This window comes from Thalassotalea sp. PP2-459, from assembly GCF_001913705.1.
Taxonomy (GTDB): domain Bacteria; phylum Pseudomonadota; class Gammaproteobacteria; order Enterobacterales; family Alteromonadaceae; genus Thalassotalea_C; species Thalassotalea_C hakodatensis.
On record NZ_MKQD01000019.1, the window covers coordinates 156,984 to 183,715 of the forward strand.

A 26,732-nucleotide genomic window follows, 5' to 3' on the forward strand; every position below is an offset into this window, starting at 1 on the left:
GTAAGTAAACGCCCACTTCCGTGAGGAGTTGGGCTTTTACTCAATATTGTTACAACGAGGCGTTAACCACTCAAGGGTACAACAGTTGTTATTAGCCGATCATTTGCTATTGAGTAAGCCAATAATTAGGATATTATCCTAATGACACCGACATATAGCGATTTAATTTTTCATTCGTTAGTCGTTGAGGAGAAATTTTATCTACGATTTCTAACGTTTGATACACTTTGGTTAACCCAACGTTGTCGTCAACGGGCATTTTTTCAAAAGCACTGGCGTTAATGGTGTCTTTTAAAACAGAAATGGTATCGATTAATGTGGCTTTAAATTCAGGGTTTGCTTTTTCACTTTCTACGTCTTCAATAATCTTCTTAGCGTTTGTTAACGCTGATTTTAACGCAACTAATGCATCACTTTCCTCAGTATTGTCTTCTTGGTCATTTGCGGTGGCGTTTTCTGTTTTACCTGCATCACTGTCATCTAAACGCTGCAAAAAGTCGGTGATGTAATGAGCAATTCCTGTTGTTGATAAATCTTTTGATGCTTGTATTTCTTCGGCAGAATATTCGGTATTCGATAACTGCCCATACTCTTCTTTATTAATGAGCCCCAATTGATAGGCGCGTGTCTTTAAGGCGTCAATATCATCGAAACTCATATCATTTCCGGTGAAAAACTCATTTGATATGGCATTAATTTTTTGTGCTTTACTACTGAGAAATAAATGGGATTGGCTATTTTCAACAGTACTTGTAGCCGTTTCTTGAGGTGATTTATGTGAGGCAATTATTTCATCAACTTCTGTAGACGATGAGTTTGTCGTGTTACCGCTAAAAAAATGGCTATAGTTATTAATATTGTTAATCATAGAAAACTCAAAAAATTGACACTAGAGCAGTAATCACAGCAAGTAGTATGCCGTTTCATATAGGGGTTCGGAGAATACCTCAGTGATTCGAGGTGATACCTCTATAATAAGACATAAAAATCTTTATCTCTCACTTGTTTGTACTATAGTAAAGTGACATGTTCTTGATAAGTTGTGTGATGAAGAAGTTCTTTATTTTATTGCTGTTAGTCGTTCCTTTTGCATGGGGTCAAGAAAAGGTTGTTTTACAGCTAAAATGGTTTCATCAATTTCAATTTGCTGGTTATTATGCGGCCTTAGAAAAAGGGTATTATCAAGACGCAGGTTTTGACGTAGAAATAAGAGAAAGGGATATTAATACCAGCGTTATCGAAAATGTATTATCCGGCAAAGCGGATTTTGCTGTTGGTGACTCATCAATTGTTGCTGCCAAGTTAAAAGGACAACCACTGGTTGTTGCGACAACAATATTCCAATCTAGCCCATTAATTTTTATGTCGTTGAAGTCATCTGGCATTGCTAGTCCGTATGATTTTACCGGTAAAAAAATCATGTTTCAGCGTAATTTAGATGATGCGTCGTTAAATGCATTGCTTGAAATGTTTAATGTGAATAATTATGAATTTGTGGCTCATACTTTTAATAATAATGCGTTAGTTAATGGTACAGCAGATGTTATGTCAGCTTATCGTTCAAATCAGCCTTTTATTTATGATGCTAAAGGGATCGATTACAATATTATAGACCCTTCAAGTTACGGTATTGATTTCTACGGAGATCTGCTATTTACCACTGAACAGCGTGTGAAGCGCGACTTATCTTCAATTAAGCGTTTTGTGTCAGCAACCCATAAAGGTTGGCTATATGCGTTGAAACATCAACAAGAAATTGCTCTGCTTATTAAAGATAAGTATCGTGCAGAAAATACACTAACTAATATTTTAAAAGAAGCTAAGGCAACGGAAGTTCTTATTAAACCTAATATAGTGCCTATTGGTAGTGTCTTTCCTGCACGATTTTCACGTGCTGCGCAGGTGTATCAAAACTTAAACATGGCACCGGAAGATGGTAGCTTAACCGGATTATTGTTACGTGATTATGAGCCGAAGCCTTTTGAAATAAACTCGCGTATATTTTACATTGCGTTGTCTTGTGCGTTGTTGTTTGTTGCGTATCTCTTTGTGCAAATGCGTTTTAATAAACGTTTAAAGCGCATTGTGAATGAACAAACTAAAACACTTGAAAGTAATAATAAACAATTACATCAACATGTTGAGCTATTGTCTGAACAAAAGCGACGTATTGAAGTTGCAAAGCAAAAAGAAGAAGCAGCGAATAACGCAAAATCACTGTTTTTAGCAAATATGAGCCATGAAATACGAACGCCGATGAACGGTGTTTTAGGCACTATTCAATTACTACAAGAGATGCCGCAATCTGATGAAGCAAAAGATTTATTAGAAAAAGCGAGTTATTCTTCAGAGATGTTACTCACTATTATTAACGACATTTTAGATTTCTCAAAAATAAACGCTCATAAGTTAACGTTAGAAACTAAGCCGTTCAATTTAGATATGTTACTTGAAGTGCTCTCTATCTCTTTAACGCCTATCGCTGAAGAAAAGCATGTAAAATTTTCTATTATTAAAGGAAAAAACTATCAGCAAGGGTGGTTAGGTGACAGTGTACGAATTAAACAAATTCTATTAAATTTGAGCTCAAATGCGGTCAAGTTCACGAATGTTGGCGAAGTAAACGTATTGGTAGATACTGATAAGCAAGGTGCCTTATTTATCCGCGTACAAGATAGTGGTATTGGTATGAAACAGGAGGCCATAGATCGTTTATATAACCGTTTTGAACAAGCCGATAATACCACTACGCGAAAATATGGCGGTACTGGTCTTGGTATGTCTATTTGTAAATCATTAATCGATATGATGAATGGCTCCATTGAGGTAGAAAGTAAGCCGCAACAAGGTACAACCTTTGAAGTGGTATTACCTATTACTCAAGCTGATGTTACACAACAAGCGCTGAGCACGAAAAAGCTTTCAGCACCTGACTTACGCGGTAAGACCTTTTTATTGGCCGAAGATAACCGTATTAATCAGACAATATTTTCGTCAATGATGAAGCCAACGAAGGTCGAGTTGGTTATTGCCAATAATGGGCAAGAAGCGGTAGAACTGCTTGCAAATAAGCAGGTTGATTTAATTTTTATGGATATACAAATGCCAGTGATGGATGGCTTACAAGCACAAAAAATTATCCATGAATTATACCCGAGCATACCCGTTATCGCGTTAACAGCAAATGTAATGGAAGAAGATATTAAGCAGTATTTAGCGCAAGGGTTTGCTTACCACCTTGGCAAACCCATTGATACGCAACTACTGTTCCAACGCTGTTTGCAATATTTTTTATAAATTACCCCCCCGATGAAACGCACTCATATACCATGGGGATAAAATTATCTTACATTGTTTTGCTGCCGTTTGCTGGCGCAACGTAAAACAAGATAAACACGATATATGGCATGGTAGTGAACACGAACAAGTAGTACATGCGTTTGCGCCTGAAGCCTAAACACCAACAAAGTGTGGTTAACGATCTAAACGTGGCAAGGTGAGGTGCTAGTGACACGTTGGCAATTACCTAAATTGATAGTTGAGAGCACATAAAGCAATGATAGCTAACTGAAATGATAGATTTGTCGTGTTAACAAAAATAACCAAAGGCTTAGGGTAAGGGATCTAAACCTTTGGTTAACTTGTTACCAGCGTTAAAACTTCACGCTAGCGCCAACAAAGTAACGAGCACCATATTCATCAACACTGTGGTAAACGTTATATTCAGGTAAGGTAGTTACACGCGCTTCATTTAAAATATTCACACCCTCTATAGAAATATCAACATTATCTGTTACGTGCCAAACAAACGAAGCATCAAGTTGATAATAAGGTTTGTTTGTTGCAAGTGCGCTACTTTCAAAGCTTTGCCACTCATCACGTGCGTTGTAGGCAATACGAGCGCTAACGTCTTCGTTTTCGTAGTAGCCTGATAAATTAAATGAATTTTGAGAAACTCGATCTAACCGTTCCTTTTGACCGGCTGGGTTGATTAAAGAACTGTCGGTATAAGTATAATTAAACTGCACACCGAAGCCATTACCAAAATCTTGTTGGTATTGAAATTCAACGCCTGAAACGTCAGCCGTGCCGACATTACGTGAACGAGTCACTAAACAAGTTTCTGAGCATCCGGCTAAGGATTCCTGTGCGGCAGTTGTGTAGATATAATCACTAATATTTTTCTTAAACAGTGTTGCTCCTAATAATGATGAAGGATCAAAATACCATTCAATGCCTAAATCATATTGATCTGACTTATAAGGCTCTATATCAGGATTACCGATTGTTGCGGTACCCATGGTAGGCACTAAACTCGCTGACATCTTCATTTGGTCGTAATCTGGTCGAGCAACACTAGAGCCCGCTGCAAATCGTACTAATAAATCTTCTGTTACGTCAGCAACGACATTTATACTCGGTAGAATATTGGTGTAAGATTTCTTTCCTGTTGATGGCTTTCCGTCTATTTCGCCTGTTGAGTTCACATCAGTCTCTACAATTCTCACACCGATATTACCGCGAAAACCGTCACCGCTAAAGTTAGCTTTTGCATATGCTGAAGTGATACTTTCATCGATTAAAAAAGCTTCGGTTATGCGCAAGGCACCTTGATTATCTTTCGCATATTGCCAAATGTCTCTATTGATCACGGCGAATGACGATAGCGTTCCATCTCTGCCTTCTTTGCTGTGTAAACCAGAGACAGTGCCACCATTGTAATCAGCTAAGGTTAAACCGTCGTTCATGGCGCTAGCAAGTATACCGTCATCGTAACGGTCAATGCGGGCTGAAAACTCCTGATCTTGATATTTAATGCCCGATTTAATAGATGTAAAAATACCAAAGTCTAATTCATGAACAACATCAATTTGATAGTAATTGATTTCATTATCACGGATATTATTTAAGTAGCTAAACTCACTATGGATCATCATTTGCTCATGATCTAAGGCATAATCTGGGTGAGTTAACTCAAGCTCTAATGGTCCAGAAGTATCAAACGTAAACCCTGTTTTTTCACTCTCGGCAATATTGCCCCACCATGTACTTGATTGAAGTCCTCTGGACTTGGCGGTTGATTGACCAATTACCGCGTTTAATGACCAACTATCAGTTTGGTATTCAGCGGTTAAATTGAGCACATCCATTTCCATTTTGGGTTTACGTAATACGGCATTATTAAACAGTGGTACTAACGGCTGAGCACCGCCGAAAGGAACCGTTGTCACGCGTGTTGTTACGCCTTTATCATTTACAACGGCTGTTGTGCCATCGTATTGTGAAAATAATGCCGGAATGGCGAACATGGCCGTATTGACGTGATCATTCTCAAGGGTAAATTTGTTATAATCTGCAATTAATTGTAATTGTTCTGTTGCCTGGTATTGCAAAGTAACCTGTGAACTCTCACGTTTACGTTCTTCGTCAAATAATATGGATGCCATTGCGCCTGGAGCGACAGGAATATTTCCAAGAGAGTCGGCGGGTTTCGCTAATGGCTCACCAAAAGAGCGCAAGGTTTCGCGGTATACACTTTGATTTTCAACAGAATGTGCTACTAAAAAGCCTAAGCTTTCATTGTCATTTTTCCAACTGTAAAGCCCTGAACCGTTAGCTGTCCAGTCGCCAGCTGATTTACTATACGCACCTTCTGTCGAAGCAAAAAAAGTATTACTTTCAACACTAAGTGGACGACGTGTTTTTAAATTAATGGTGCCACCAAGCGCGCCTTCATTAATATCAGCTTCAACTGATTTATAAACATCTAAGCCGCCTATTTGTTCTGCGGATAACAACTCAAAATTAAAGCTACGATTAAAAGGCGCTAAGTCAAACCAGCCAACCGAAGCGACATTTTGACCATTTAATAACACCATACTGTGTTGGGGAGCTGTGCCTCGTACTGTTACGCCATCAACTTCTGAAAAGTCACGCGAGACAGTTACACCAGGAATGCGTTGTAATGCGTCACCGATATTTTTGTCTGGAAATTTACCAATATCTTCAGCAGAAATTGAATCTATTACCGCATCAGTAAAGCGTTTATTGTTTAATGCCTGAGAAAGACTTCCTCGAATACCTTTTACTTCGATTACTTCTACTTTTTCTGAGGTAGATTGTTCTGCATAAGCATTTACGCTGTAGCCGGATAAGGCAGCGGTGATTGCTAATGCAAGGTAACTGGCGACTGGTGTTTTCATCTTGTTATTTTCCTTTTAGCTATTTGTTTTAGTTATGTATTCGTTTTATTTTTAATAATTAGTAAAATAATTATACTAATTATTAATCAATCAATTTGACTAAATGTCAATCATTAATTTGATTATTTTTTACACTTTTTTAATAAGGTATTGCGCGAGTGCGCGAGCACTAAGGGCTCTACTTGAATAACTACATAAATAAGTTTGTAAGCTTGGAAAATGCTTCAGTTCATAATCGGAACGACAAGCTATCACGATAAGTCGCTGCTGAAATAGATTGAGTAAGCCTATTACTTTTTGTTGTTGCTCATCTGTATCAAAGCTTTCACCGGGGAGTGGATAATCTTCAGTGGTGATAATAATAGGATCATCACTGGTGAATGCTGGATGATCTTCGTTGAGCTGTTCAAGTGGTACTAGGGTGTAATTAGCGCCAAGTGTTGTTAGTTCGCTTATCAACGCTTGACGGGCAGGTACGGGATCATTTGGCCCTATACCTCTCGAGTTTACTAAAGATTCATAACACTGTTCATTCGCGGCAAATGTTAGGTAGAAATGCCGACCATTTAACGGCAACCAGTTAGCATGGTTTCTTAATAATTTAATGCTTTGACTGCATGATTGCTGGGCGATCTCTTGACACCGCTTTTTGGAAAATTGAGTGTGATTTACTGGCTGCTGTAGTTTTTGGTAGCGCATACATAATACTTTTGCTAACGCGTTATCAATGACAGATAGGGGGAGTTTTTGTTGTTGTACGGCATCAATAACCCCCTGAATAGTTTGTTGTTGTATTTCTTTGTAGGGGGTTTCTTGGTTTTCGTAATGTTCTTCACTTAACATGATCAAATGAGCCCCTGCGTTCAGTGCTTGCACTGCTGCGTGCTCTGGTTGATAATTTTTACGCATTGCCCACATATTCATACTATCGGTAATAATTAAACCATCGAAGCCCATTTGCTCTTTCAATAACGTTGTTAAAATCGGGTAGGACAATGTTGCAGGATTTTCAGCATCAAGTTGTGGGTAACAGATATGACTGGTCATGATCATAGCAACGCCTGCATTGATTGCATGCGAAAAAGGTAATAAATCTTGTTGTGTGAGTTCGGCAAGTGATTTGTCAACTGTAGGTAACGATCTATGGCTATCTGTTTTTGTGTCGCCATGCCCTGGAAAGTGTTTTGCACAAGCAACATTACTTGATTTTTGTACCCCTTCAACTGCTGCTTTTACATGTAAAGCTACGTGCTCTGCTTGTTCGCCAAAGGCACGCTGACCAATGATAGGGTTATCAGGATTGGCATTGACGTCTGCACAAGGAGAGAGCAACGTATTATAACCAATGGTTTGCATTTGCTCTGCAAATACTTGATACATATTTTGTGTTAATTGTGTATCGTTTGCGATGCCTAACGCTAAATTGCCGGGGCCTAAATCCGTTTCGTTAGTCAATATGCCCCAAGCGCCTTCCTGATCTACTGCGAGAATCAAGGGGGCGTCACATGCGCGAAGGCTTGCCTGTGTTTGCAGTGTTTGTGCGAGTGTTGATGCAGCTTGGCTAGTTTTAGCATTATCATCGGTAATATAAAAACCACCAATATGATAATCACGGACAAGACTTTTGGCATAATCAATATCTTCCCCAGCGAAAGCAAGCACAAATAATTGACCAACCTTTTCTGGTAACGATAAGCTTGCAATTAAGGTATTAACTTTATGTGTGAAATCCATCACTTTTCCTTGAATAAAAACATGACTTTCCCGACTCGATGAACACGAGCATAATTTTTAAGGGCTTTTTTTAAAATGTTTAAGCGGCGCTAACGCTTGCGCCAGTGATTAAACTCACTAACTGCTCTTTACTGACTTCTTTTACAGAGACATCGGCTGTCGAAGTACCTTGATATAAAACAACGGCGCGATCACAAGTTTCACTAACATGTTGCATATTATGACTGATTAATAACACCGCAACCCCTTGACCACTGATGATGTTAATTAATTCATTAACTTGCGCACTTTGTTCTACACCTAATGCCGCTGTCGGTTCGTCCATTATGACAATATCTGCTCCCCAATTGACCGCTCGTGCGATAGCCACAGCTTGCCGTTGGCCGCCTGATAGGTTGTGAATTTTTTCGGTGTAACTAGGTATACGACTGTTTAATCGGTTAAGTGCCTTACGACCTTTTTGTTCCATCGCCTTGGTATCAAGCCACCCTAGCCAGGCAAGTATGGGGTTTTTATGGCGAATTTCTCGGTTTAAAAAGAGGTTTTCTGTGATATTAAATTCTGGCACCATGGCTAGATCTTGAAATACAGTCTCGATACCGCATGCGCGTGCATCTAAAGGAGACGTTATCGAGACAGGTTGTTCATTGACTAATATTTCACCTGAATCAGGTTGATGTATGCCAGAGATACATCGTACTAACGTTGATTTACCTGCACCGTTATCACCAAGTAATCCAACAACTTCTCCTTTGTTGATGGTGAAAGAAACGTTTTTAAGTGCTTGTACGCCGCCGAAGCTTTTACTGATGTTGTTAACTTCTAATGCAACTTGATCGAGTGCTGTTCTAACCATTTTTAAGCTCCTTAATACCAATAGCAACGGCAATAATTAAGATGATGCCCCGAGCGATCATTTGTTCGTTGGTGGAAAAACCCGATAAGATCAGTCCATTATTGATCATACCCATCAGTAATGATCCTAAAATGGCACCAACAATACTGGCTCTACCACCGAATAAACTGGTGCCTCCAATAGCAACCGCAGCAATAACTGTCAGTAAATCTGCTTCGCCGAGCGTATATCTTGCGCCGTGTAATCTTCCTGCATAAAGCAAACCAGCTAACGCTGCTGCACTTGAAGAAATCACTAACGCTGTAAGTCTCACCCTAACAACGTTTATTCCCATGGCTCGTGCCGCTTTTGGACTTCCTCCAGCAGCCAATAAGTGACGACCAAAGGCTAATTTGTTTAAAACCACAAAGGCAACTAATGCAATTGCTAGGGTCCATATTAGTAATACTGGGATGCCCCACACTTCGCCAGCACCAAAAAAGAAAGTAAAATCTTGGTTAATGATTGGCACTGATTCTAAATTGGTTAATTGTCGAGCAAGCCCGGTAACGACACCCATTGTACCGAGTGTGATCAGCAGTGAAGATACCTGTAAACGTTCTATTAACAAGCCATTAATTAAGCCAATTGTTATGCCGACTAATAATGCACCAGCTATCGCCAAAGGAATGCCGGTGTGTTGAAGTAACAGCGCACCCACTAACGCGGAAAGTGCAACAACAGAGCCAATAGATAAATCAATATGGCCAACGGCAAGCGCAAAAGTTAAACCGATTGCCATAATCGTTACTGGTGCGGTTTGCCGAATGATGTTCATGAAGTTATTGACGCTTAAAAATGCAGTGTCATGTAGGGCAATGGCAAAGATTAATAAAACAGCGAAGAAGATATAATAGATAAAGGCTTCGCGCTTTAATGCCAGTTGCTTAAAGTTAAGTCGTTGAGATTGAGTAATAATCACGATGCATTCCTTATTATTGTGCTAATGCACGCGTTAATGTATTAGGTAATGGTTGACTAAAAGCACGTTGCCAAATGTCAGCGATATTTGCTTTTGTCACTTTATCAAACGGTACAAGCGTGTATGGTGCAGCTTTTTGCCCCAAATGAGCGAGTGCGCCGAGTTTTGCCATAGTGGCACCGATTGTAAACGGTCGATCAGAAACTACACCGTGCATATTACCTGACATTGCCATGTCAACAAGGTTGCTAACTCCTAAATCATGACTGACCACTTTTACATCACGACGACCTTGTGCCCGTAGCGCTTCAATTACGCCTTCTGCGGGTGTATCCCATGAAACATAAATAGCTTTTAAGTTAGGATGTTGAAGCAAAAGTGCTGCTGCGATATTAGATGTTTCGTGTTCGCTGACGAATCCTTTTTCAGCAATTATTTTTAAGTTTGGAAAATTAGCCAACTCTTGCTTAAACGCACGATCACGGTTGTTAGTAATAAAATAGTTTGCATCATGATAGATCATTGCTATTTCACCATGACTCTGTGTTGCTGTGGCCATTAACTCAGCAGCAGCTTTACCCATACCAACCATATCATCGGTAACAATACCAACGTAATCTTCACCTAACACAAAATCAGGAACAGGATTACTTAAGAGTACTAATTTAGCTTTCCCAGCAACAAGTTTCTGATAACTGGTTTTTGCACTCACGCCATCTATTGCTAGCGATAGCACAATGTCAGGTTCAAGCGCGCTAACATTTTCAATGTCTGCGACTTGTTTAGCAGTATCAAGCTGTGCATCCGTTACGGCGAGCACTTTAATACCAAGTTGTTCAAAGGTTTTTTTTGCGCCAGCTGTCACAGCGTTTACCCAAGGGCTAGAGCCGTGCCAAACCAAAGCTGCAGTCAGTGACTTGTTTTTTAACGCCGTTATTTGCGCTGAAGTCATGGTGACATTTTTAGATGGTTGTGTATGTTCAAGTACTTGAATATTGTTGCTATATCCAGGTAAAGCAATTGTCGTGCTTATGATCACAAGTGCCTTGATCGTAATTGATGACATACGGGAATAATGATACCACTTCGCTATTTTCACAGCGCATTCTCCTTAAAACCATTCAAAAGCTGGTCATTTATTATTAATTGGTTAACATATTAGGGTTGAAAAATAATATGTCAAACATTTTGACTTATTATTTTGTTATCGTGCTATGTTGCATATTTAGTTGTTAAAAGTAGTAAAAATGTTGCTATATGTAGATAAATGTTGGTTTATGTGAGTGTATGAGGAATATTAAATAGTGAAAGGCTCTAATTCAAAACAGAATAAAGCGCTAAATTTACGACTGGTTTTATCAGAAATCGTCACACAAGGGCCAATTTCTCGTGTTGAAATCTCTCGACGTACACACTTAACGAAACAAACTATCACTAATTTAGTTGAAGAGCTTTTACATGTTGCATTGATTGAAGAAGTAGGCATAAAAAAAGAAGGGGCGGTTGGGAAGCCTTCTAAAATGCTTTGTTTAAAAGCTGATTGTGCATACTCTTTAGCTTTTCGCGTACTTCCTGGCGAGGTAGAAGCAGGATTCTTTAACCTGTCAGGCGAGCGGCAGTATTATGTTCAACAACCTATTAGCGATAAAAACACCTTGAACAGTGTTGTGCATTGCTTTGAAAAGTTAATGGCGGAGAGTGAATTAACGATAGAAAATATTCTGTCTGTAGGTCTTAGTGTTGGCCAAGTGAACCAACAGAATTTACATGATTATCAAGCAACAAAAAGATTACAGCAAGATATCGCTAGTGAACTTAAACTCCCGGTTGCATTAGAAACAACGGCCTCTGCTTGTGCGGCTTATCAAATGTTATACGGAGAAGCGAAAAAACTTAACAGTTTTGTTTATGTGCATATTGGTGATGTTGTTGAGTCAGCGGTGGTTTTTGATCGTAAAATTATGTTGGGCCAAAATGGGTTGACGGGTGCATTAGGTGATATTTTTGTGACGCCTGAAACAGATCAAGTAACGGGAGAGTTGGGCCGTTTAAATGATTTTGCATCGCTGAGCAGTTTAAAACAATATATTGAACAGCCGCTGTTAACCAATGCTCAATTAGCGCAATATTGTGTTGAAAACCGAAACAGTGTTGATCGTTGGATTGAAGAGGCTGCTGAACCCATGCGTATTGCGATACATACACTGGAATCAATACTTAATTGCCAAACGATTATCATTGGTGGTGACATCGAAGATAAGGTGCTTGACAAATTAATCACCCATTTGCGTCCTTATATACCGTCAATCGCTCAATACGGTGAGCGGGATGTTGTCAGATTTATTAAAACGCCAAACGTACACCAAATTGCACATAAAGGCGTAGCAACTTTACCGATACATGCCGCATTAAGTAATGAAAACATGCAGACGCTATTAATAAACCCTTTGATAAAGAAAACACCCTTACAACACTTGTTATATGAGTAATCGTGTTTAACTTTTTGATAAAGCGATAGAAAATCACCTTGAAAAATTATAACCGCCAATCAGCTTTACAGAGTTTATCAATAAACCAGTCAAAGGCTTTTCCTTCGTGGCCTTTATGCCAAGCGATAAATACGTCTTGGTTTGGCCTTGGCAGTGTGCAAGGTTTTTGAATAAGTTCTCCTGATTCAAGGTAAGGCTGTGCATAATGAAGGGGTAAAAAGCCAACCCCAATACCACGACGTTGTGCTTCAACTTTAGCATTCATATTGTTTACTGTGATCACTTGCTTACTATTAAATAAACCACTGTTACGTGCAGGTAAATATTGTGAGCTATCGGCAACAACAACAGAAGGGTATTCGCGTAAATGTTCGGTCTCGATAGGCACGTTAATGTTAGCTAACGCATGCTCAGGTGGTACTGCGAAAATAAAGGTTAATTGGGCTATTTTAAACGTGTGGAACATACCTTTTGGTAGTTCCCCTGATGCACCAATAACGATATCAGCTCTTTGGCTGTGTAGAGCATCCCAACCACCCCCTAAAGCTTCTACGCTTAATGCTACGTCAACGTTTTGTTTTAGTTGAGTAAACTCACCGAGTATATCAAACAAGATGGTGTTAGGAATGATAGTATCGCGGGCAATGCGCAATTGTTTTTCCCAACCAGACTCTAATTGTGTGACCGCATCAACCATTTTTGACGTGGCGTGTAGAATTTCTCTTCCGTGTTCAAGTACTAATTTGCCTGCAGGCGTTAATACAGCACGCTGTTTTGAGCGATCAAACAATGTTGCACCAATGTCTTCTTCGAGCTTTTTAATGGTGTAAGTTAAGGCTGAGGGTACTTTGTATAACGATTGCGCAGCCGCCGCAAAGCTACCAGTTTTATTTATCGCATCAAGCGCGCGTAATGCCTCTAATGTAATTGCTGGGTGCATAATTTTTATTTATTCAAATATTTTGAAGTAATATTTCAAAATCTTCCGATATTTTACATACATTAGCAGCTGTATACTTGATTTCAACAGTTGATTCGCGGTTATCAACGATATTGTTAATTAAAAATTATTGAGGAAAAAACATGAAAACATTATTGAAAGCCATTATTGCAACAAAAGCAGGGTATTCCACATTAGCGTTACGCATTCCTATTGGCATTATTTTTATCGCGCATGGTGCACAAAAATTATTTGGCTGGTTTGGTGGTTATGGCTTAGAAGGAACTGGTGGTTGGATGGAATCTATCGGTTTATCGCCAGGGTATTTAATGGCGTTGTTAGCCGGTAGCGGCGAATTCTTCGGGGGGGCATTTATATTGTTTGGCTTGTTAACGCGTCCTGCAGCAGTTGCGTTATCGGTAACCATGGTGGTCGCTATTTTTGCTGTTCATTTCGAGAACGGGTTGTTTATGTCAAACAATGGTTATGAATTCGGTTTAGCGTTGTTAGCAGCAAGTGTATCACTCGCTTTTTCAGGGGCAGGTAAGTTGGCGTTAGATAACCTGTTAAATAAAGCGTTGGCGAAGAATTAATACCAAAAGGAGTAAAATAATGATCGAACTGAGAAAAGCAAACGATCGAGGCAGGGCAAACTTTGGTTGGTTAGACAGTAAGCACAGTTTTTCTTTTGGCCAATATTATGACCCTAAACACATGGGCTTTTCCGCATTACGTGTCATTAACGACGATATCGTGCAAGCGGGTAAAGGCTTTGATACCCATGGTCATCGTGATATGGAAATTATTAGTTTTGTGATTGAAGGAGCGCTCGAGCACAAAGATAGTGTAGGTAATGTAGAAAGGTTACCTGCGGGTGAGTTTCAACTAATGTCTGCGGGTAAAGGTATTTTTCATAGTGAATACAATGCGTCTACTAATAAGGCTTCACGTTTTTTGCAAATTTGGATCGAACCCAACATATTTGGTGAACGACCTAGTTATCAACAAAAAGCTTTTGGTAACGCTCAAGGTTTAACAACGATTGTTACACCCACAGGTGAAGCGGATACATTGAAGATAAAACAAGATATGCGCTTAAGCCAGCTTGTACTAACCGAAAACACTAAAGACGTTTATCAAGTGCCGTTAGGGCGAAAAATTTATGTGCATCTAATTTCTGGCGTACTCAACATAAATGGCACTGCGTTAGCGCCTGGGGATGGGGCAAAAGTGACTAACGAATCATTACTTGAATTGAAAAATTATGGTAAGAGCAGTGTTACTGCACTAGTGTTTGAATTGTCGTAGTTGATGAAATATTAATAGGTTTTAACATTCAGCAAAGCATTTATAGGAGGTTTATATGGGGTTATTAGTAGACGGTGTTTGGCATGATACATGGTATGACACAGAAGAAAATGAAGGTAAATTTAAACGCGAACAATCACAACTTCGTCATTGGATAACGCAAGATGGCAGTGCGGGACCAACAGGAGATTCAGGGTTTAAAGCAGAATCAGGCCGTTATCATTTATATGTCTGTTTAGCCTGTCCGTGGGCGCACCGAACCTTAATTTTTAGGGCATTAATAGGTTTACAGCCACACATTGGTGTGTCGATTGTTAGCCCCGATATGCTGGATAAGGGCTGGAGCTTCGATAAAACAAAAGCTGGTGTTGGTGATGATTTATATGATTCAGAATACCTTTATCAACTGTACCTTCGCAATAATGAAAAATACACTGGACGCGTTACCGTACCAATGCTTTGGGATAAAAAACAACAGCGAATAGTGAGCAATGAATCTGCTGAGATCATTCGTATGTTCAACAGTGCTTTTGATGATATTACTGGAAACACCGTCGATTTTTATCCATCCGAATTGCAACATGATATTGATGAAATAAACACTGTTGTCTATGACAATATTAATAATGGTGTGTATAAAACGGGGTTTGCTACCACGCAGTCTGCGTATGAAGAAGCTTACGAAAACTTGTTTAACGCCTTAGATGACATAGAAAAAATATTAGCCACTAAACGCTACCTTGTGGGTGATCAAATTACTGAAGCAGACTGGCGATTATTCACTACGTTAATTCGCTTTGATGCGGTTTATTTTGGCCATTTTAAATGTAATAAACGCATGATTGAGCAATACCCAAATCTTGCGAATTATGTTCGTGAGTTATTTCAAGTGCCACATGTTGCTGATACCGTAAATTTTGAACATATTAAGCGCCATTATTATTTCAGTCATGACATGATTAACCCTACTCAAATTGTGCCAGTAGGACCTGATATTGATTATCAAACGGCGCATAATCGTTCAGATGTTACGAGTTAGATGAGATTTAATGCCTTGGGCTAACCCGTTCAGTGTATAAAACTTACTGATCATGTTAGCCCAAATAAATTGTATCTCGCTGCGCTTTTGTTAACTTTTACCTTGTAAATAACGCTCCCACATGCGGTGTTGGCGAGTTAGCTCACTTGCAGTTTCTCGGTCTTGGGCTGCTTTTTCAAAATGTTGTTCGATCATGTCTGATTGTTTAGCTACATGTCGTTTTAAGTCTTTAACGTTATCGTTGATATTATCTAACTTAGTCGATAATGAGCGCATTGCTCGACTAAAATCTCGATGAAAATCTTTAAATTCTTCAGACTCTAAATGACGTAACGTTGCATCTTGGCCTGGGTACATGTCTTGCAACAGAGTATTCATCCGATCAATGACTAATAAATAACCCGTATTGTCATAACGATATTGATTAGCAATACGCGATATTTGTTTTGAACGTACTAACAAACGACGCGAAAGTTCTTCGTCGCTACTAAAGTAACTTGAGTATTCATCTTCTTCTAATTCTCTTGCATTATCAGTTGCTTGATTCACTTGTGGGGCAAATGGATAAGCAATGATAAAGTCGTTATAACTGGCGATAGTGCCTCTGTCGTCTGCGAGCTCAAATGCGCGCTTATATAAGGTAAGTAACGCCTCTTGGGTGTGTTCACTTTGCGGGACATGCTTAATATACCACTGATACGACGCGATGTTATCAGCTTCTTTTACGCGTTGATAAACTTTGTTAAATACCGCGTTTGTCACACTTGTATCGTCATTAAATTTATCAGCCAAGGCTAAATAGTCAGTTAACTTTGTTGTATCTGGGTAACGTTCTATGGCATCAAGTAAGCTGTCTCTTTTTATTTGAGCAGGAATATAGTCAGATTCGGCAAGTGCAATTAATCTTTTATAATCATCGTTATTTTTTAAAACGCTATGCAACGATTGATAGGCGAGTACTCGATTTTCTTTGTTACCAAGCAAATCACTGTTAATAAGTGTTTGCAATAGTTGTACATTGCCATTGTTTTTCGCTTGGTTAATGTGCTGCTTGGCAAGTGTGTACCAGTCTGTTTTTAATTGCTCAATCCATTGCCTTCTCTCTGGAAAATAGCGACTTAGTGGTACATCATTTTGCTGATATAACGCGGCTAGTTTGGTTAGTTGCGCTATCCCTGTTAAATGCTTTGCTTTTTCAGTTTCTTCAAGCAGTTGCTCTGTGTATTTGCTAGAGGTAAGCTCGAGGGCATGTTTACGTAATTGATGATAATTATCGCCTGTTTCCCCTATCTTCATTAATCGTTTTTCTTGTTGCCAGTCGGCGATAAATACTTCGTACTTATCACTTTTTAGGAATTCTAGTGGCGAAAATACGGTAACCAAAGGTAAATTACCTTGGTCAATAAAATCTACTTTTGCATAATGCGTATCATTTGGTGATAGTTTTTTTGTTTTAAAGCGTTTAATTAATTGGCCTGTATTAACATCAAGTACAAAAATGCTCCCACTTACCGATAATGCCGTTTTGTTATCTTTGGAAAAGCGTAATTGCCCACTACCATAATTAGTGCCGGAAACCACGAAGCCAGATCGCTTACGAGTATTATGATTATAAAGATGCTTACCGGTTGCTAAATCCCAAGCGACAATACCGTATTCGACAGTCGAAATTAATTTAGTATCATCTGGCGTAATAGCGATTGATAACACTTCACGACTATTGTCGAATTTAGCATTTTCTAACGGTAGACGTTTGCCTGAATCAACGTCAAATACGGCTAAACGATTGTGGTTTTCAAGCACTAATCGTTTACCTGAAGCGGAAAACTCTGCTCTGTCATCCCAGTCTCCACCTTTTATTTTTTGAATGAGTTTTACCGGGTTGGTCTGATAGATATAAAAATAGTCTTCGCTACTGTTCCAGCGTTCAAACCAAAAACCGAAGCGTTCACCATTTGGTGCCATGGTAAAATTATAATATCGCCCCCCTATAGGGCTATAAGGGTTTTGATTATAATCAAGCTTATAAGAGACCTTATTTTCTTGGAAAATAATAGCGCCCGTTTCAAGGTTTTTAACTGTTACACCATTACAAGATGAAGCATGTCTTTTACAGGGCTTACCTGTTATGGCAATTTTTCCTGATTCGTCGGTTTGATTTAACACATTCTGATTGGTAGGTCTTGTAGATGCATCTACAAAGGGAGGTAGTATTGCAATTACCAAAGATAGCACAATGGCGATATTATATTTTTTCATCTTGACCGAATACTCCAATTAGACGTCATGAAAATATAGTTAAATATTTTGGCGGTAAGCTTATGATTTATAAACGTATCAAACTATATAGGAATATATTGTTGAGTACAACGAATTGGTATAATGCGTTGATTTGGCATTACTTATACTGCATTCATTTTCGTCAAAAATAGACACTGGCGCATAGCAAGGTTATGCTGACTTATAATGCTGTTATTTAATGGGTTTACTTATGCATGGTTTAAACATTACAGGTATGGTTGTTTTAGTAACTGTACTGCTTTCAATGTCTATCAAGGCGCAAACTGTACTACATGTTGAAAACCAAGCTAAAGAGCCTTTAAAATCGGCAATTATAGAGGTAAATACAAAAAAGGCATCAGCGCCTTGGACTGCTAACGATAAGACTTTTATCATGGATCAAGTCAATAAGCGATTCTCTCCTGAAGTATTAATTGTACCTAAAAGCAGTAACGTTAGTTTCCCCAACAGTGATGATATTCGTCATCATGTGTATTCATTTTCACCTACCAAACCATTTGAATTAAAATTATATGCAGGTAAACCTAAAGCGCCCATTCCTTTTGAAAAACAAGGTTTGGTTGTATTAGGGTGTAACATTCATGATGGGATGGTTGGTTATATTTATGTTACTGATAATAAAAATACCTTTATCAGTAATGAACGTGGAGAGGTGCACATTGATATACCTGCTGAGCAAATCACCGATATAACTGTTTGGCATGCTAACGCGCAGCAAGGTGTTGATTACCGTCAATCATTTGAAACATTTGAAGTGAAAAAGCAACGCATCACCTTGGCGATAAACACCACAGAACCGGCTAAGACAGATAGCTTTGAAGATGTATTTGGTCATGCTCACTAAATATCGCTTTAAAACCCAAATAACATGGCTATCAACGGGGTTGATATTGCTAACCGTTCTTTCTTTAACGGCAAGTTATTGGTTTCGCATTGCTGATTACGCCGAACAACAAATTAAACAACAGTTTAACTTCGCTGAAAATGTATTAAATCAAAACTTGATCACTCAAGAAAAAATGTTGATTACTGCTGCCAGTGTCTTAGCGGCTGATTTTGGTTTTAAACAGGCGGTAGCTTCGCAAGATAAAAATACCATTGACAGCGTGTTACTTAATCATGGTGAACGTATAAATGCGGACTTAATGATGTTACTTGATTTAACCGGTAATTTAATCACCACGAGTGCATCTAAAACGTTATCATTACAAGCGGTTACAGAAGGTATTCAATCGCTGCCCTTTCGTAATGTTCATGCGCAATTCTTACGGATTGATAATGAGGTTTACCAAGTGATTGTGTTACCGGTAAAAGCACCAAGAGTGATTGCTTATACGGTTATTGGCTTTGAGTTTGGCCAGACGTCGTTGGTTGAGTTAAAAGACATGATTTCGCTTGATATCTCTATTGTTCAACGTGAAAAAATATTGGCTACGACAATGAAAAGTCAGTATTCACCCGAACAAATTATGCAAGAGGCGATAGCACCGCCGTCAAATATTTTACTATCAAGTGCTGATTACTATCACCAAGTTAGACCCTTAGGCAATTCTAAAACTCTATCCGTGCTTTTGTCTGCCTCTTTGGTTCGAATTCATCATGATTTTAATCAACTAATCTCATCTATTTTGTTTATTGCATTGTTTGTTATTGTGATCGCAATAGCATTATCTCGATTATTATCAAATGGTTTGTCTAAACCCCTTAATATTTTGATGAATTTAACCCAACGAGTTGGACGGGGTGATTTAGTCATTCCAAAATTATCAGGGGATTTGCCTCGTGAATTTACTGAGCTATATCAGAGTTTTTCTGTGATGGGCGCAGAAATTGAAAATCGTGAAAAAGCGATAAAATATCAAGCAGAGCGTGACTTACTTACGGGGCTATATAATAGGCAAAAAATGTTGCAATCGTTGGAAGAAACAACCACGTATAGCAAACAGAGCACCTTAGTTGCTTTTAACATCAAAGATTTTAAAACGTTAAATGACACCATTGGTATTTCTAATGGTGATAAAATTCTTCAAGAGCTTGCACATCGAACATTTCATTACCTAGGGCCTTTATCAGCCGGAGATGTTAACGTGATAGGGGTTGCTCGAACGGGCGCTGATGAGTTTCTTGTCGCTATAGATACAATATCTACAGATTATATTGCTAAATTTTTAACGCATTTACAATCAGAATTAGATCGTCCTTATTGGGTGAGTGATATTAAAATCAACCTTTCGCTGTACTTTGGTATTGCTCAGTTTGATGAGCACATCAGCATTGATGCCGAACATATGATTCGTAGAGCTTCAATGGCCGTTTCGGCGGCAATTAATGAACAAGTGACAGTGCGCTATTATCAGCAAGGTGAAGATGAAGCTTATATGTATAAGCTCTCACTTATTGATGAGTTAAAGTCAGCTTTGGAAGCCGAAGATAGTCCCTTATTTATGAATTATCAACCTAAGTTAAACATGGCTACTGGACGAGTTGATAAACTTGAAGCGTTAATTCGTTGGATAAATAAAGAAGGTGATTTTGTGAATCCAGAGTTATTTGTTGGCTTAGCAGAAAAAGCAGGATTGATAGTTACCCTAACGCGCTGGGTAATACTTCATGTGGTTAAACAGATAGAGCATTGGAACCTGCAAGGCTATACGTTTAAAGTGTCTATTAACTTATCCGCGCAAGATATTCAACATGATACGTTTGTTGAATATTTATTAGATACCGTCGCAGCAAAACAAGTAGAACCGCAACAAATAACCTTAGAGTTAACCGAGCGGGATTTAGCTGAAAATGAGAACTTAGTCGCTTCTAGGCTTTCTTATCTTAAATCATTAGGTTTTCAAATATCGGTAGATGATTATGGTATTGGACAGTCGTCGCTGGCAAAACTTAAACATTTACCGGTGGATGAATTAAAAATTGATAAGTGTTTTATTTTAAATTTAGATAAAAATAAACAAGATCAAGATATTGTTATGTCTACCGTATTGCTAGGCCACCGTCTTGGGCTACAAGTCGTTGCAGAAGGTGTTGAAACGGCAGAAAGCTTAGCGTTACTCGATGAATACAAATGCGATTATGCACAAGGGTATTATTTATCAAAGCCGCTATCGGCGGAGAAGTTAATTGAATGGTATGAATGCTATGAAACGACAACTTAGTACATTGTTATTCTGCATGCCTTGCGTATGCTTTGCCAATGGAAAAATTTTAGCAACCCCAGGGGTTTCACAGGTTGAAGGTGCTGGCGGTGGCGGTATTGTTCCTTGGGCACAATTAGCGGGGTACGCTACTGAAGATGAAATAGCAGCATCGGTATTTTGCTCAAAAGCACAAGTACAAGACTTCCGCTTAGATAGCTGTGGTGCACAAGTTAATTTTTATGATCGTGTTGAAGTGTCTTATGCCAAACAGGATTTTGATGTTGAGCCACTTTCACTCACGCTTTCGCAAGAGGTTATTGGCATGAAAGTGCGCTTATACGGTGATTTGGTGTATAGCGATTGGCCGCAGATATCATTAGGCGTACAACATAAAATGTTAGAAACACCAGGCATTGCCTTTGCTTTAGGCGCCAAAGAAGATAAAGGCACTGATGTGTATCTCGCAGCGAGTAAATTACATTTAGGCGCTATTGCCGGTTATAATTTTCTCTGGAATGCCACGTTACGCTATTCATCAGCTAATGAAATGGGGCTTTTAGGTTATGGAGGCGCTGAAGGTAATGGTGCGCTACACCCAGAAATTTCAGCAGCGATTATGTTAAATAACCATCTGGCGCTTGGCACTGAGTATCGGGTTAAGTCTGAAAATCTAGCGGTAAAAGAAAGTAATTGGCATGATGTATTTTTAGCGTGGTTTCCGAATAAACACTTCAATATGACTGTGGCTTATTTAGATTTAGGGACTATTGCAAATATTGATAATCAGCATGGTTGGTATGTTTCAATGTCGGGGCAATTTTAATGTTTTCTTTAAAGCACGCAGAATGGTTAGTTTTACTTAGTCTCAGTGTTGTGTCATGTTCTACACAACAGTCGCTACAGCAGAATAATTTGTATAAAGCATTGGGTGAACGAGAAGGGCTAACGACACTTGTTGACCAGTTCATTGTTGAAATTGTGAAAGACAAAGAAATATTCCCCTATTTTGCGAAATCGAGTGTTAGCCACTTCCGAGAGGGCTTTATTAATCATATGTGTGCAATAAGCCAAGGCCCTTGCGAATATAAAGGTGATTCTATGATAGATATCCATACGGGCATGCACATCACAGAAGGTGACTTTAATCGAGTTGTTGAATTACTCATACGTGCTATGGAGCATACGGGAATTTCTTATCCTGTTCAAAATCGTTTACTGGCACGTTTAGCTCCTATGCGTGAAGAAGTGATTAAACGCTAAACTCCGCTATTAATGCTGAAGTTTAACTGTGAAAAACTGGCAAATTTCAGCATCAGTTCTAAAGTTAATTAATAATCGTTTTTACTCTGTTTAATTTATTCCATCTGTAGCATCAGCAAAGACATGTAAAATGAATAGAGTTTCAACGTTTGTAATCAAAGTGCATTAGTGTGTAACTTGATCATTACAATAATAAAAAACCGTTGAGTTTTGCTGGTGACTTCCCCTTAACGCATAGTAGGTGAACGGACATGACACTGGAAAAATCAATCGCAGTTATTATTATGATGTTGTTTGTTTCGGCTTCAAGCCAAGCAGCTTATATCACCATAAATGAAGAAGAACTAGATAGGATATATTCACAGGATTCGTTCGGTGATTTGCCCATTGATATTCGTATCGGCCAGCCCTCTGAAATTTTAGCCCCTAATTTATTAGATATCACCTCAAGAGAAGAAGTGCGCCAATTATTTAATATGCATTCAGGTGGTTTTAATATCGTTAATTTTTATTTTATCGATACCATTAGTGCCTGTGGCAGCTCTACTGGCACTAATATTGTGGGATGTGGTGAATATTTTGGTAATGATTTTGTTGTGGAATCAAGGTTTGCTGATAGTGGATATGGTAGCGAGTTATTAGCCCATGAGCTTGGACACAACTTAGGCTTACCTCATTTAAATGGCGGATTCCTCATGAATCCTAGTCTCAATAATAGAACGCTACTCACTGAGGCTGAAGTGGCACAAATTCGTCGAAGCCCGCTAGTGCAAAACATTGATAATACCTATTGGATTGATATTAACCCAGTATTGATAGTACGTGAGCTAACTAAAGTTTCAGAGCCGGCTACATTGGTGCTGTTTTTGTTGCTTGTTATTGCATTATTGTATCAACACAACGTGAAGGTAACCTATCAACCTTTGAGTCGTCGGTATTAAAAACGGTGCTGTTATTGAAACGAGGGCAGTTACTTGTCGTATTGCTATCAGGTCTGATGTCGTTAATGTTACAAGCGAAAGAAGGCTTAAGTTCACAATGCCATTCATTTACATTAGTTGATTGGCAGCTTACCTGTCCTAAAGAGGTTTTTTGTTTTAAACATCCTAAGACGTTTCAAACGCAAGACGTGATTGCTATTGATAGTCTTTCTGGCACATTAGAAGAAAAACAATGGGTACTGCAATATGACGTAGGACAATACATTAATGATTATTCGCATGTAAAGGTTATTAACCGGAGGCGATATTCAGTTGCAGCCGGTGAGGGAGAGTTGATAATTATGGTTGATAAAGTCGCTTTTATTATTGATAATATTCTACCTTCAGCGCCATTGCTGTTGGAAATGAGCCATAAACCATTACTATCAGGGAAAGTTAAAGGTAAAGGGGCATTAGATATACCTTTAGCTAAATGTATATTTTCAACAATAACCCAGTCATGAGAGGGCTCTTAAAAATGTTAATTAGCATGTTGTACCGGAGGTTCATTTATCTGTAGGTACTGATTGAGCATTGACCCCAATTCTGAATAGTCATGGTTTAGTGTAGATTTTAAAAAATACCCAGCAATATGGTGTTGATAAGCACTTGTTTTATCTTGTTCTCTATTCGATGTAGTGAGTACATAAACGATGTTATGTGAAAGTTTTGGATCTTCGCGCAATGCTTTAAGCATTGCTAACCCGTTCATTTTGGGCATATTTAAATCAAGTAAGATCACAAAAGGGCGTCCGCTTAATTCACTACGCATTAATTCAAACCCTTGTAAGCCGTCTTTAGCACGGTAAATGGGGTTGTTTGTATTTAACTTTGTTAACGCGCGTTTTACACTCACTGCATCAAGGTCGTCATCTTCAACAAGTAATATAGCCGTTTTATTGTTTTGGTTATGTTTAGTCATCAATTAACCTCTTTAATGTTGCTTCATCTGGCCAAGTAAAAACAAAGCACGTACCAGCATCTCCATTAGAGTCTATGGTAATGTTACAATCATAAGTATCAAGGATCTTTTTAACAATTGCTAAACCCATACCGCTGCCTTCTAACTCATCACGTGGCTTCAAGGTTTTAAAAATACCAAAAATTTGTTGGTGATATTGTGGTTCAATGCCAGGGCCATCATCACACACTGAAAATTGATATCCCTGCTCAATCAGTTTAATTGAGACAGTGATATGACCCGTTTCTTTATCGTGATGTCTAATTGCATTGTTAATTAAATTTCTTAATACTTGTTCAAGTGGCACAGCAATGGTATTGAAAGATACAATATCGCTGTTTATTTCTAGATGAATACTTGCCGGTGGGTTTAAAAGTTGAAAGGTATCAACTATTAATAAGTCCACATTGATCGTGGTAAGTTTTTCTACTTTTTCGGTTAATGTTGCGTATGAAAGCAAGTCATCAAGTAGCTTTTCTAGTCGAGAAGTTCTGCTTTGCATGAGCCGTAAGTATTCAGTTATCTGTGAATTTTTATTTTCATGTAGCTCTTCGTCAATCCAGTTGGATAATTGCATGATCCCTCTTAAGGGTGCTTTAAGGTCGTGAGAAGCAATATAGGCAAATTCAGATAACTCCTTATTACTACGTTCAAGTTCTTTTGTGTATTTAGCGAGTGCTAATTCAGTAGCCTTCTGTTGACTAATATCTCGAATAATCGCTGAAAAAAATTGCTCATCGTCTATAGTCATGTGCGCGATAGATAGATGGATAGGGAACGATTCTTGATTTTTCTTCTTCGCAATCACTTCGCGACCAACGCCAATAATTTTTGGTGTAGTGCCGCGTAAATTGTTAGCTATGTAGTCATCATGTTGGGAATGTTCTGGCTCTGGCATTAACAATCTTATATTTTTGCCAATTATTTCATCTTCGTTATAACCAAAAAGTGCCGTTGTGGCTTGATTGATACTTAAAATTCTTCCTTGATGATCGGCAAGCACAACACTATCTACCATACTTTGAAGTGTAGTTCTTAATCTATTTTCTTCGTAGCTCAATAATGCTTTCGTGTTTTCGTGTTGTGTTATTTCGTGTAATAACTTTTGTGAATGTAATGCGGCATCCCGCCATAGCTTCATAAAGAGTAAACTAATAAAAATAGCGAGCATTCCTGATATTAATATTACGTTAGGCAAACGTGAACGTAACGATATTGCATAGTTTTCGCTGAAGTTGAGTGTAACTTGCCAGTTAATACCATAAAATGATAAAGCCTGTGTGGAAGTGTATTGTTTATCGCTTTCTTTTTCTTGGTGATACTGTGCTATTTTTTGGTTATTTTCGGCGATAGATAACGTAAAATTATTAAGGTGGAAGTTATTCGCTAATACCTCGAGTAGTTCGTCGTAGGTAATGACAGCGACGAAATAACCATTTTTAGCTTGTTCGTTTTTTAAAGGCACTGTGATTAAAAAGCCAGGAGGTCCCTGAACTAAGTTAATTGAAGGTGAAATAGAAGCGCGCATCATTTTTTGAGAGCGCAGTAAAGTTGTATGTCTTTTACTCTCAGATGAAAGATCAAAATTAATCGCTTTTTCGTTTCCTGCTATTGGTACGACCCATTTGACCAACATATTGCTGTTAACCCACTCAATTGCTTTTATGTCTGGGAAGTCATTCACATAATGTAGGCTATCGTTCTCCCACTGTTTTTTAGTTAATGAATCATACACGTACCAGCGATGAGCTAACCTGTTTAAGGCATCAACACGAGTATCGATTAAGGCTTTTAACGCTTGTGTTACGTTTTTTGTGTGGGCGTTTAATTTCTCTTGGAGTTGCTGGTGTTGCCAACTTTCAACTGCCTGCGACAAAGCAAAAGTAAAGACAATTAAGGCAACTGTTAAGGTGCTTTCTTTCCAGTATTGTCCAAAGAGTACTGAAGAATCAGATGATAATGTTGACATCAATGTCAAAGCAATGCCAATTACAATAAAACCAATAGCGGTATGAACTGCCATGGCTGACAGATTGCCTAACCCGTAAGCAGTTTCAATACTGAAAATATAACCAATAAAGGCAACGGCTCCCATTCCACTTACGGCAGGACCAATAATTTTATGTATATGTAAGCGTGGATGAATGTTATGAGCGATAATTGTTGTGCCTGTTAGCATAAAACAAAGCGCTGTACTAATCGCCATACGACCAGGATGAGTTGTATTAGTGGTAATATAATGTTCAATAAATAATTGATCGATGTATAAATCAACTTGAGCAATATATTCGATAAAAGTTGTCGTGCTTATTAACACCACCAAAGATGCATAGCTTGTTGAAAGTTTTTTTTGTTGCAATGAATGAGCAAAAACGCCTATTCCGCAGAGTAAAAAGCATAGAGCAGTGTTAAACTGCATTGCCACAAAAGAGTGATGTATTTGAACTAATAAAGGTGTACGAGAAAACCAACCATAAATTACGATTATGGCTAGCATGGAAACGCAAGCACCGAGGTAACGACTTAATACAATATGATTGATATTAAACATTTT

21 protein-coding genes are annotated in these 26,732 nt (G+C 38.6%); 11 read left to right on the forward strand and 10 right to left on the reverse strand.

Translation table 11 applies throughout. The features are described 5' to 3' along the window. Nucleotides 1–133: 133 nt before the first annotated feature. Complete coding sequence (locus BI291_RS04140; RefSeq protein ID WP_074496482.1) at nt 134–868, reverse strand: hypothetical protein; 735 nt, start codon at nt 866–868, stop codon at nt 134–136. 179 nt (nt 869–1,047) lie between these two features. Between BI291_RS04140 and BI291_RS04145 the strand changes: the two genes are divergently transcribed. Continuing rightward, the gene (locus BI291_RS04145) at nt 1,048–3,297 is read left to right on the forward strand and encodes an ABC transporter substrate-binding protein (RefSeq protein WP_074496483.1); all 2,250 of its coding nucleotides are present in this window, start codon (nt 1,048–1,050) and stop codon (nt 3,295–3,297) included. A 356-nt stretch (nt 3,298–3,653) separates the two neighbouring features. Here BI291_RS04145 and BI291_RS04150 read toward each other — a convergent pair whose 3' ends face one another. The 5 genes from BI291_RS04150 to BI291_RS04170 all read right to left on the reverse strand — a co-directional run bounded on the left by BI291_RS04150 (nt 3,654) and on the right by BI291_RS04170 (nt 10,853). After that, on the reverse strand, nt 3,654–6,203 hold the full coding sequence (locus BI291_RS04150) for a TonB-dependent receptor (protein ID WP_074496484.1): 2,550 nt from the start codon (nt 6,201–6,203) through the stop codon (nt 3,654–3,656). A gap of 129 nt (nt 6,204–6,332) precedes the next feature. Beyond that, on the reverse strand, nt 6,333–7,937 hold the full coding sequence (locus tag BI291_RS04155) for a glycoside hydrolase family 3 protein (RefSeq protein ID WP_074496485.1): 1,605 nt from the start codon (nt 7,935–7,937) through the stop codon (nt 6,333–6,335). 79 nt (nt 7,938–8,016) lie between these two features. Continuing rightward, on the reverse strand, nt 8,017–8,793 hold the full coding sequence (locus BI291_RS04160; protein ID WP_074496486.1) for an ATP-binding cassette domain-containing protein: 777 nt from the start codon (nt 8,791–8,793) through the stop codon (nt 8,017–8,019). Then, nucleotides 8,786–9,754, reverse strand: coding sequence for an ABC transporter permease (locus BI291_RS04165; protein ID WP_074496487.1), 969 nt, complete (start codon nt 9,752–9,754; stop codon nt 8,786–8,788). Before BI291_RS04165 ends, BI291_RS04160 begins: the two co-directional genes overlap by 8 nt. Before the next feature lie 13 nt (nt 9,755–9,767). Then, nucleotides 9,768–10,853, reverse strand: a complete 1,086-nt coding sequence (locus tag BI291_RS04170) for a substrate-binding domain-containing protein (RefSeq protein ID WP_254849516.1) — start codon at nt 10,851–10,853, stop codon at nt 9,768–9,770. Nucleotides 10,854–11,058: 205 nt separating this feature from the next. On the opposite strand from BI291_RS04170, the gene BI291_RS04175 reads away from it, so the two are divergent. Further along, entirely contained in the window at nt 11,059–12,243 is a 1,185-nt protein-coding gene (locus tag BI291_RS04175) for an ROK family transcriptional regulator (RefSeq protein WP_074496488.1), read from the forward strand. A gap of 46 nt (nt 12,244–12,289) precedes the next feature. Here BI291_RS04175 and BI291_RS04180 read toward each other — a convergent pair whose 3' ends face one another. Then, entirely contained in the window at nt 12,290–13,183 is an 894-nt protein-coding gene (locus BI291_RS04180) for a LysR substrate-binding domain-containing protein (RefSeq protein ID WP_074496489.1), read from the reverse strand. 143 nt (nt 13,184–13,326) lie between these two features. Between BI291_RS04180 and BI291_RS04185 the strand changes: the two genes are divergently transcribed. The 3 genes from BI291_RS04185 to BI291_RS04195 are packed head-to-tail and all read left to right on the forward strand — an operon-like array spanning nt 13,327 to nt 15,530. Next, nucleotides 13,327–13,776, forward strand: a complete 450-nt coding sequence (locus BI291_RS04185) for a DoxX family protein (RefSeq protein WP_074496490.1) — start codon at nt 13,327–13,329, stop codon at nt 13,774–13,776. A gap of 19 nt (nt 13,777–13,795) precedes the next feature. Next, complete coding sequence (locus tag BI291_RS04190) at nt 13,796–14,491, forward strand: pirin family protein (RefSeq protein WP_074496491.1); 696 nt, start codon at nt 13,796–13,798, stop codon at nt 14,489–14,491. A 55-nt stretch (nt 14,492–14,546) separates the two neighbouring features. Further along, complete coding sequence (locus BI291_RS04195; protein ID WP_074496492.1) at nt 14,547–15,530, forward strand: glutathione S-transferase family protein; 984 nt, start codon at nt 14,547–14,549, stop codon at nt 15,528–15,530. A 90-nt stretch (nt 15,531–15,620) separates the two neighbouring features. Here BI291_RS04195 and BI291_RS04200 read toward each other — a convergent pair whose 3' ends face one another. Then, the gene (locus BI291_RS04200) at nt 15,621–17,789 is read right to left on the reverse strand and encodes a WD40 repeat domain-containing protein (RefSeq protein ID WP_074496493.1); all 2,169 of its coding nucleotides are present in this window, start codon (nt 17,787–17,789) and stop codon (nt 15,621–15,623) included. A gap of 232 nt (nt 17,790–18,021) precedes the next feature. Between BI291_RS04200 and BI291_RS04205 the strand changes: the two genes are divergently transcribed. The 6 genes from BI291_RS04205 to BI291_RS04230 all read left to right on the forward strand — a co-directional run bounded on the left by BI291_RS04205 (nt 18,022) and on the right by BI291_RS04230 (nt 23,681). Further along, the gene (locus BI291_RS04205; RefSeq protein WP_074496533.1) at nt 18,022–18,675 is read left to right on the forward strand and encodes a methylamine utilization protein; all 654 of its coding nucleotides are present in this window, start codon (nt 18,022–18,024) and stop codon (nt 18,673–18,675) included. Next, nucleotides 18,665–20,995, forward strand: coding sequence for a GGDEF domain-containing phosphodiesterase (locus tag BI291_RS04210; RefSeq protein ID WP_074496534.1), 2,331 nt, complete (start codon nt 18,665–18,667; stop codon nt 20,993–20,995). The genes BI291_RS04205 and BI291_RS04210 overlap by 11 nt, the downstream gene beginning before the upstream one ends. Continuing rightward, on the forward strand, nt 20,979–21,800 hold the full coding sequence (locus tag BI291_RS04215) for a DUF3034 family protein (protein ID WP_254849517.1): 822 nt from the start codon (nt 20,979–20,981) through the stop codon (nt 21,798–21,800). The genes BI291_RS04210 and BI291_RS04215 overlap by 17 nt, the downstream gene beginning before the upstream one ends. After that, nucleotides 21,800–22,237, forward strand: coding sequence for a group 1 truncated hemoglobin (locus BI291_RS04220; protein ID WP_074496495.1), 438 nt, complete (start codon nt 21,800–21,802; stop codon nt 22,235–22,237). The genes BI291_RS04215 and BI291_RS04220 overlap by 1 nt, the downstream gene beginning before the upstream one ends. 251 nt (nt 22,238–22,488) lie before the next feature. After that, entirely contained in the window at nt 22,489–23,178 is a 690-nt protein-coding gene (locus BI291_RS04225) for a hypothetical protein (protein WP_074496496.1), read from the forward strand. A 14-nt stretch (nt 23,179–23,192) separates the two neighbouring features. Further along, complete coding sequence (locus BI291_RS04230; protein ID WP_139302551.1) at nt 23,193–23,681, forward strand: hypothetical protein; 489 nt, start codon at nt 23,193–23,195, stop codon at nt 23,679–23,681. A gap of 17 nt (nt 23,682–23,698) precedes the next feature. On the opposite strand, the gene BI291_RS04235 is transcribed toward BI291_RS04230, so the two are convergent. Continuing rightward, nucleotides 23,699–24,139: a response regulator gene (locus BI291_RS04235; protein ID WP_074496498.1), complete on the reverse strand. Its 441-nt coding sequence runs from the start codon at nt 24,137–24,139 to the stop codon at nt 23,699–23,701. Next, nucleotides 24,132–26,729 (reverse strand): ATP-binding protein, encoded by a 2,598-nt coding sequence (locus BI291_RS04240; RefSeq protein WP_074496499.1) that lies wholly within the window; start codon nt 26,727–26,729, stop codon nt 24,132–24,134. The genes BI291_RS04235 and BI291_RS04240 overlap by 8 nt, the downstream gene beginning before the upstream one ends. Nucleotides 26,730–26,732 lie beyond the last annotated feature (3 nt).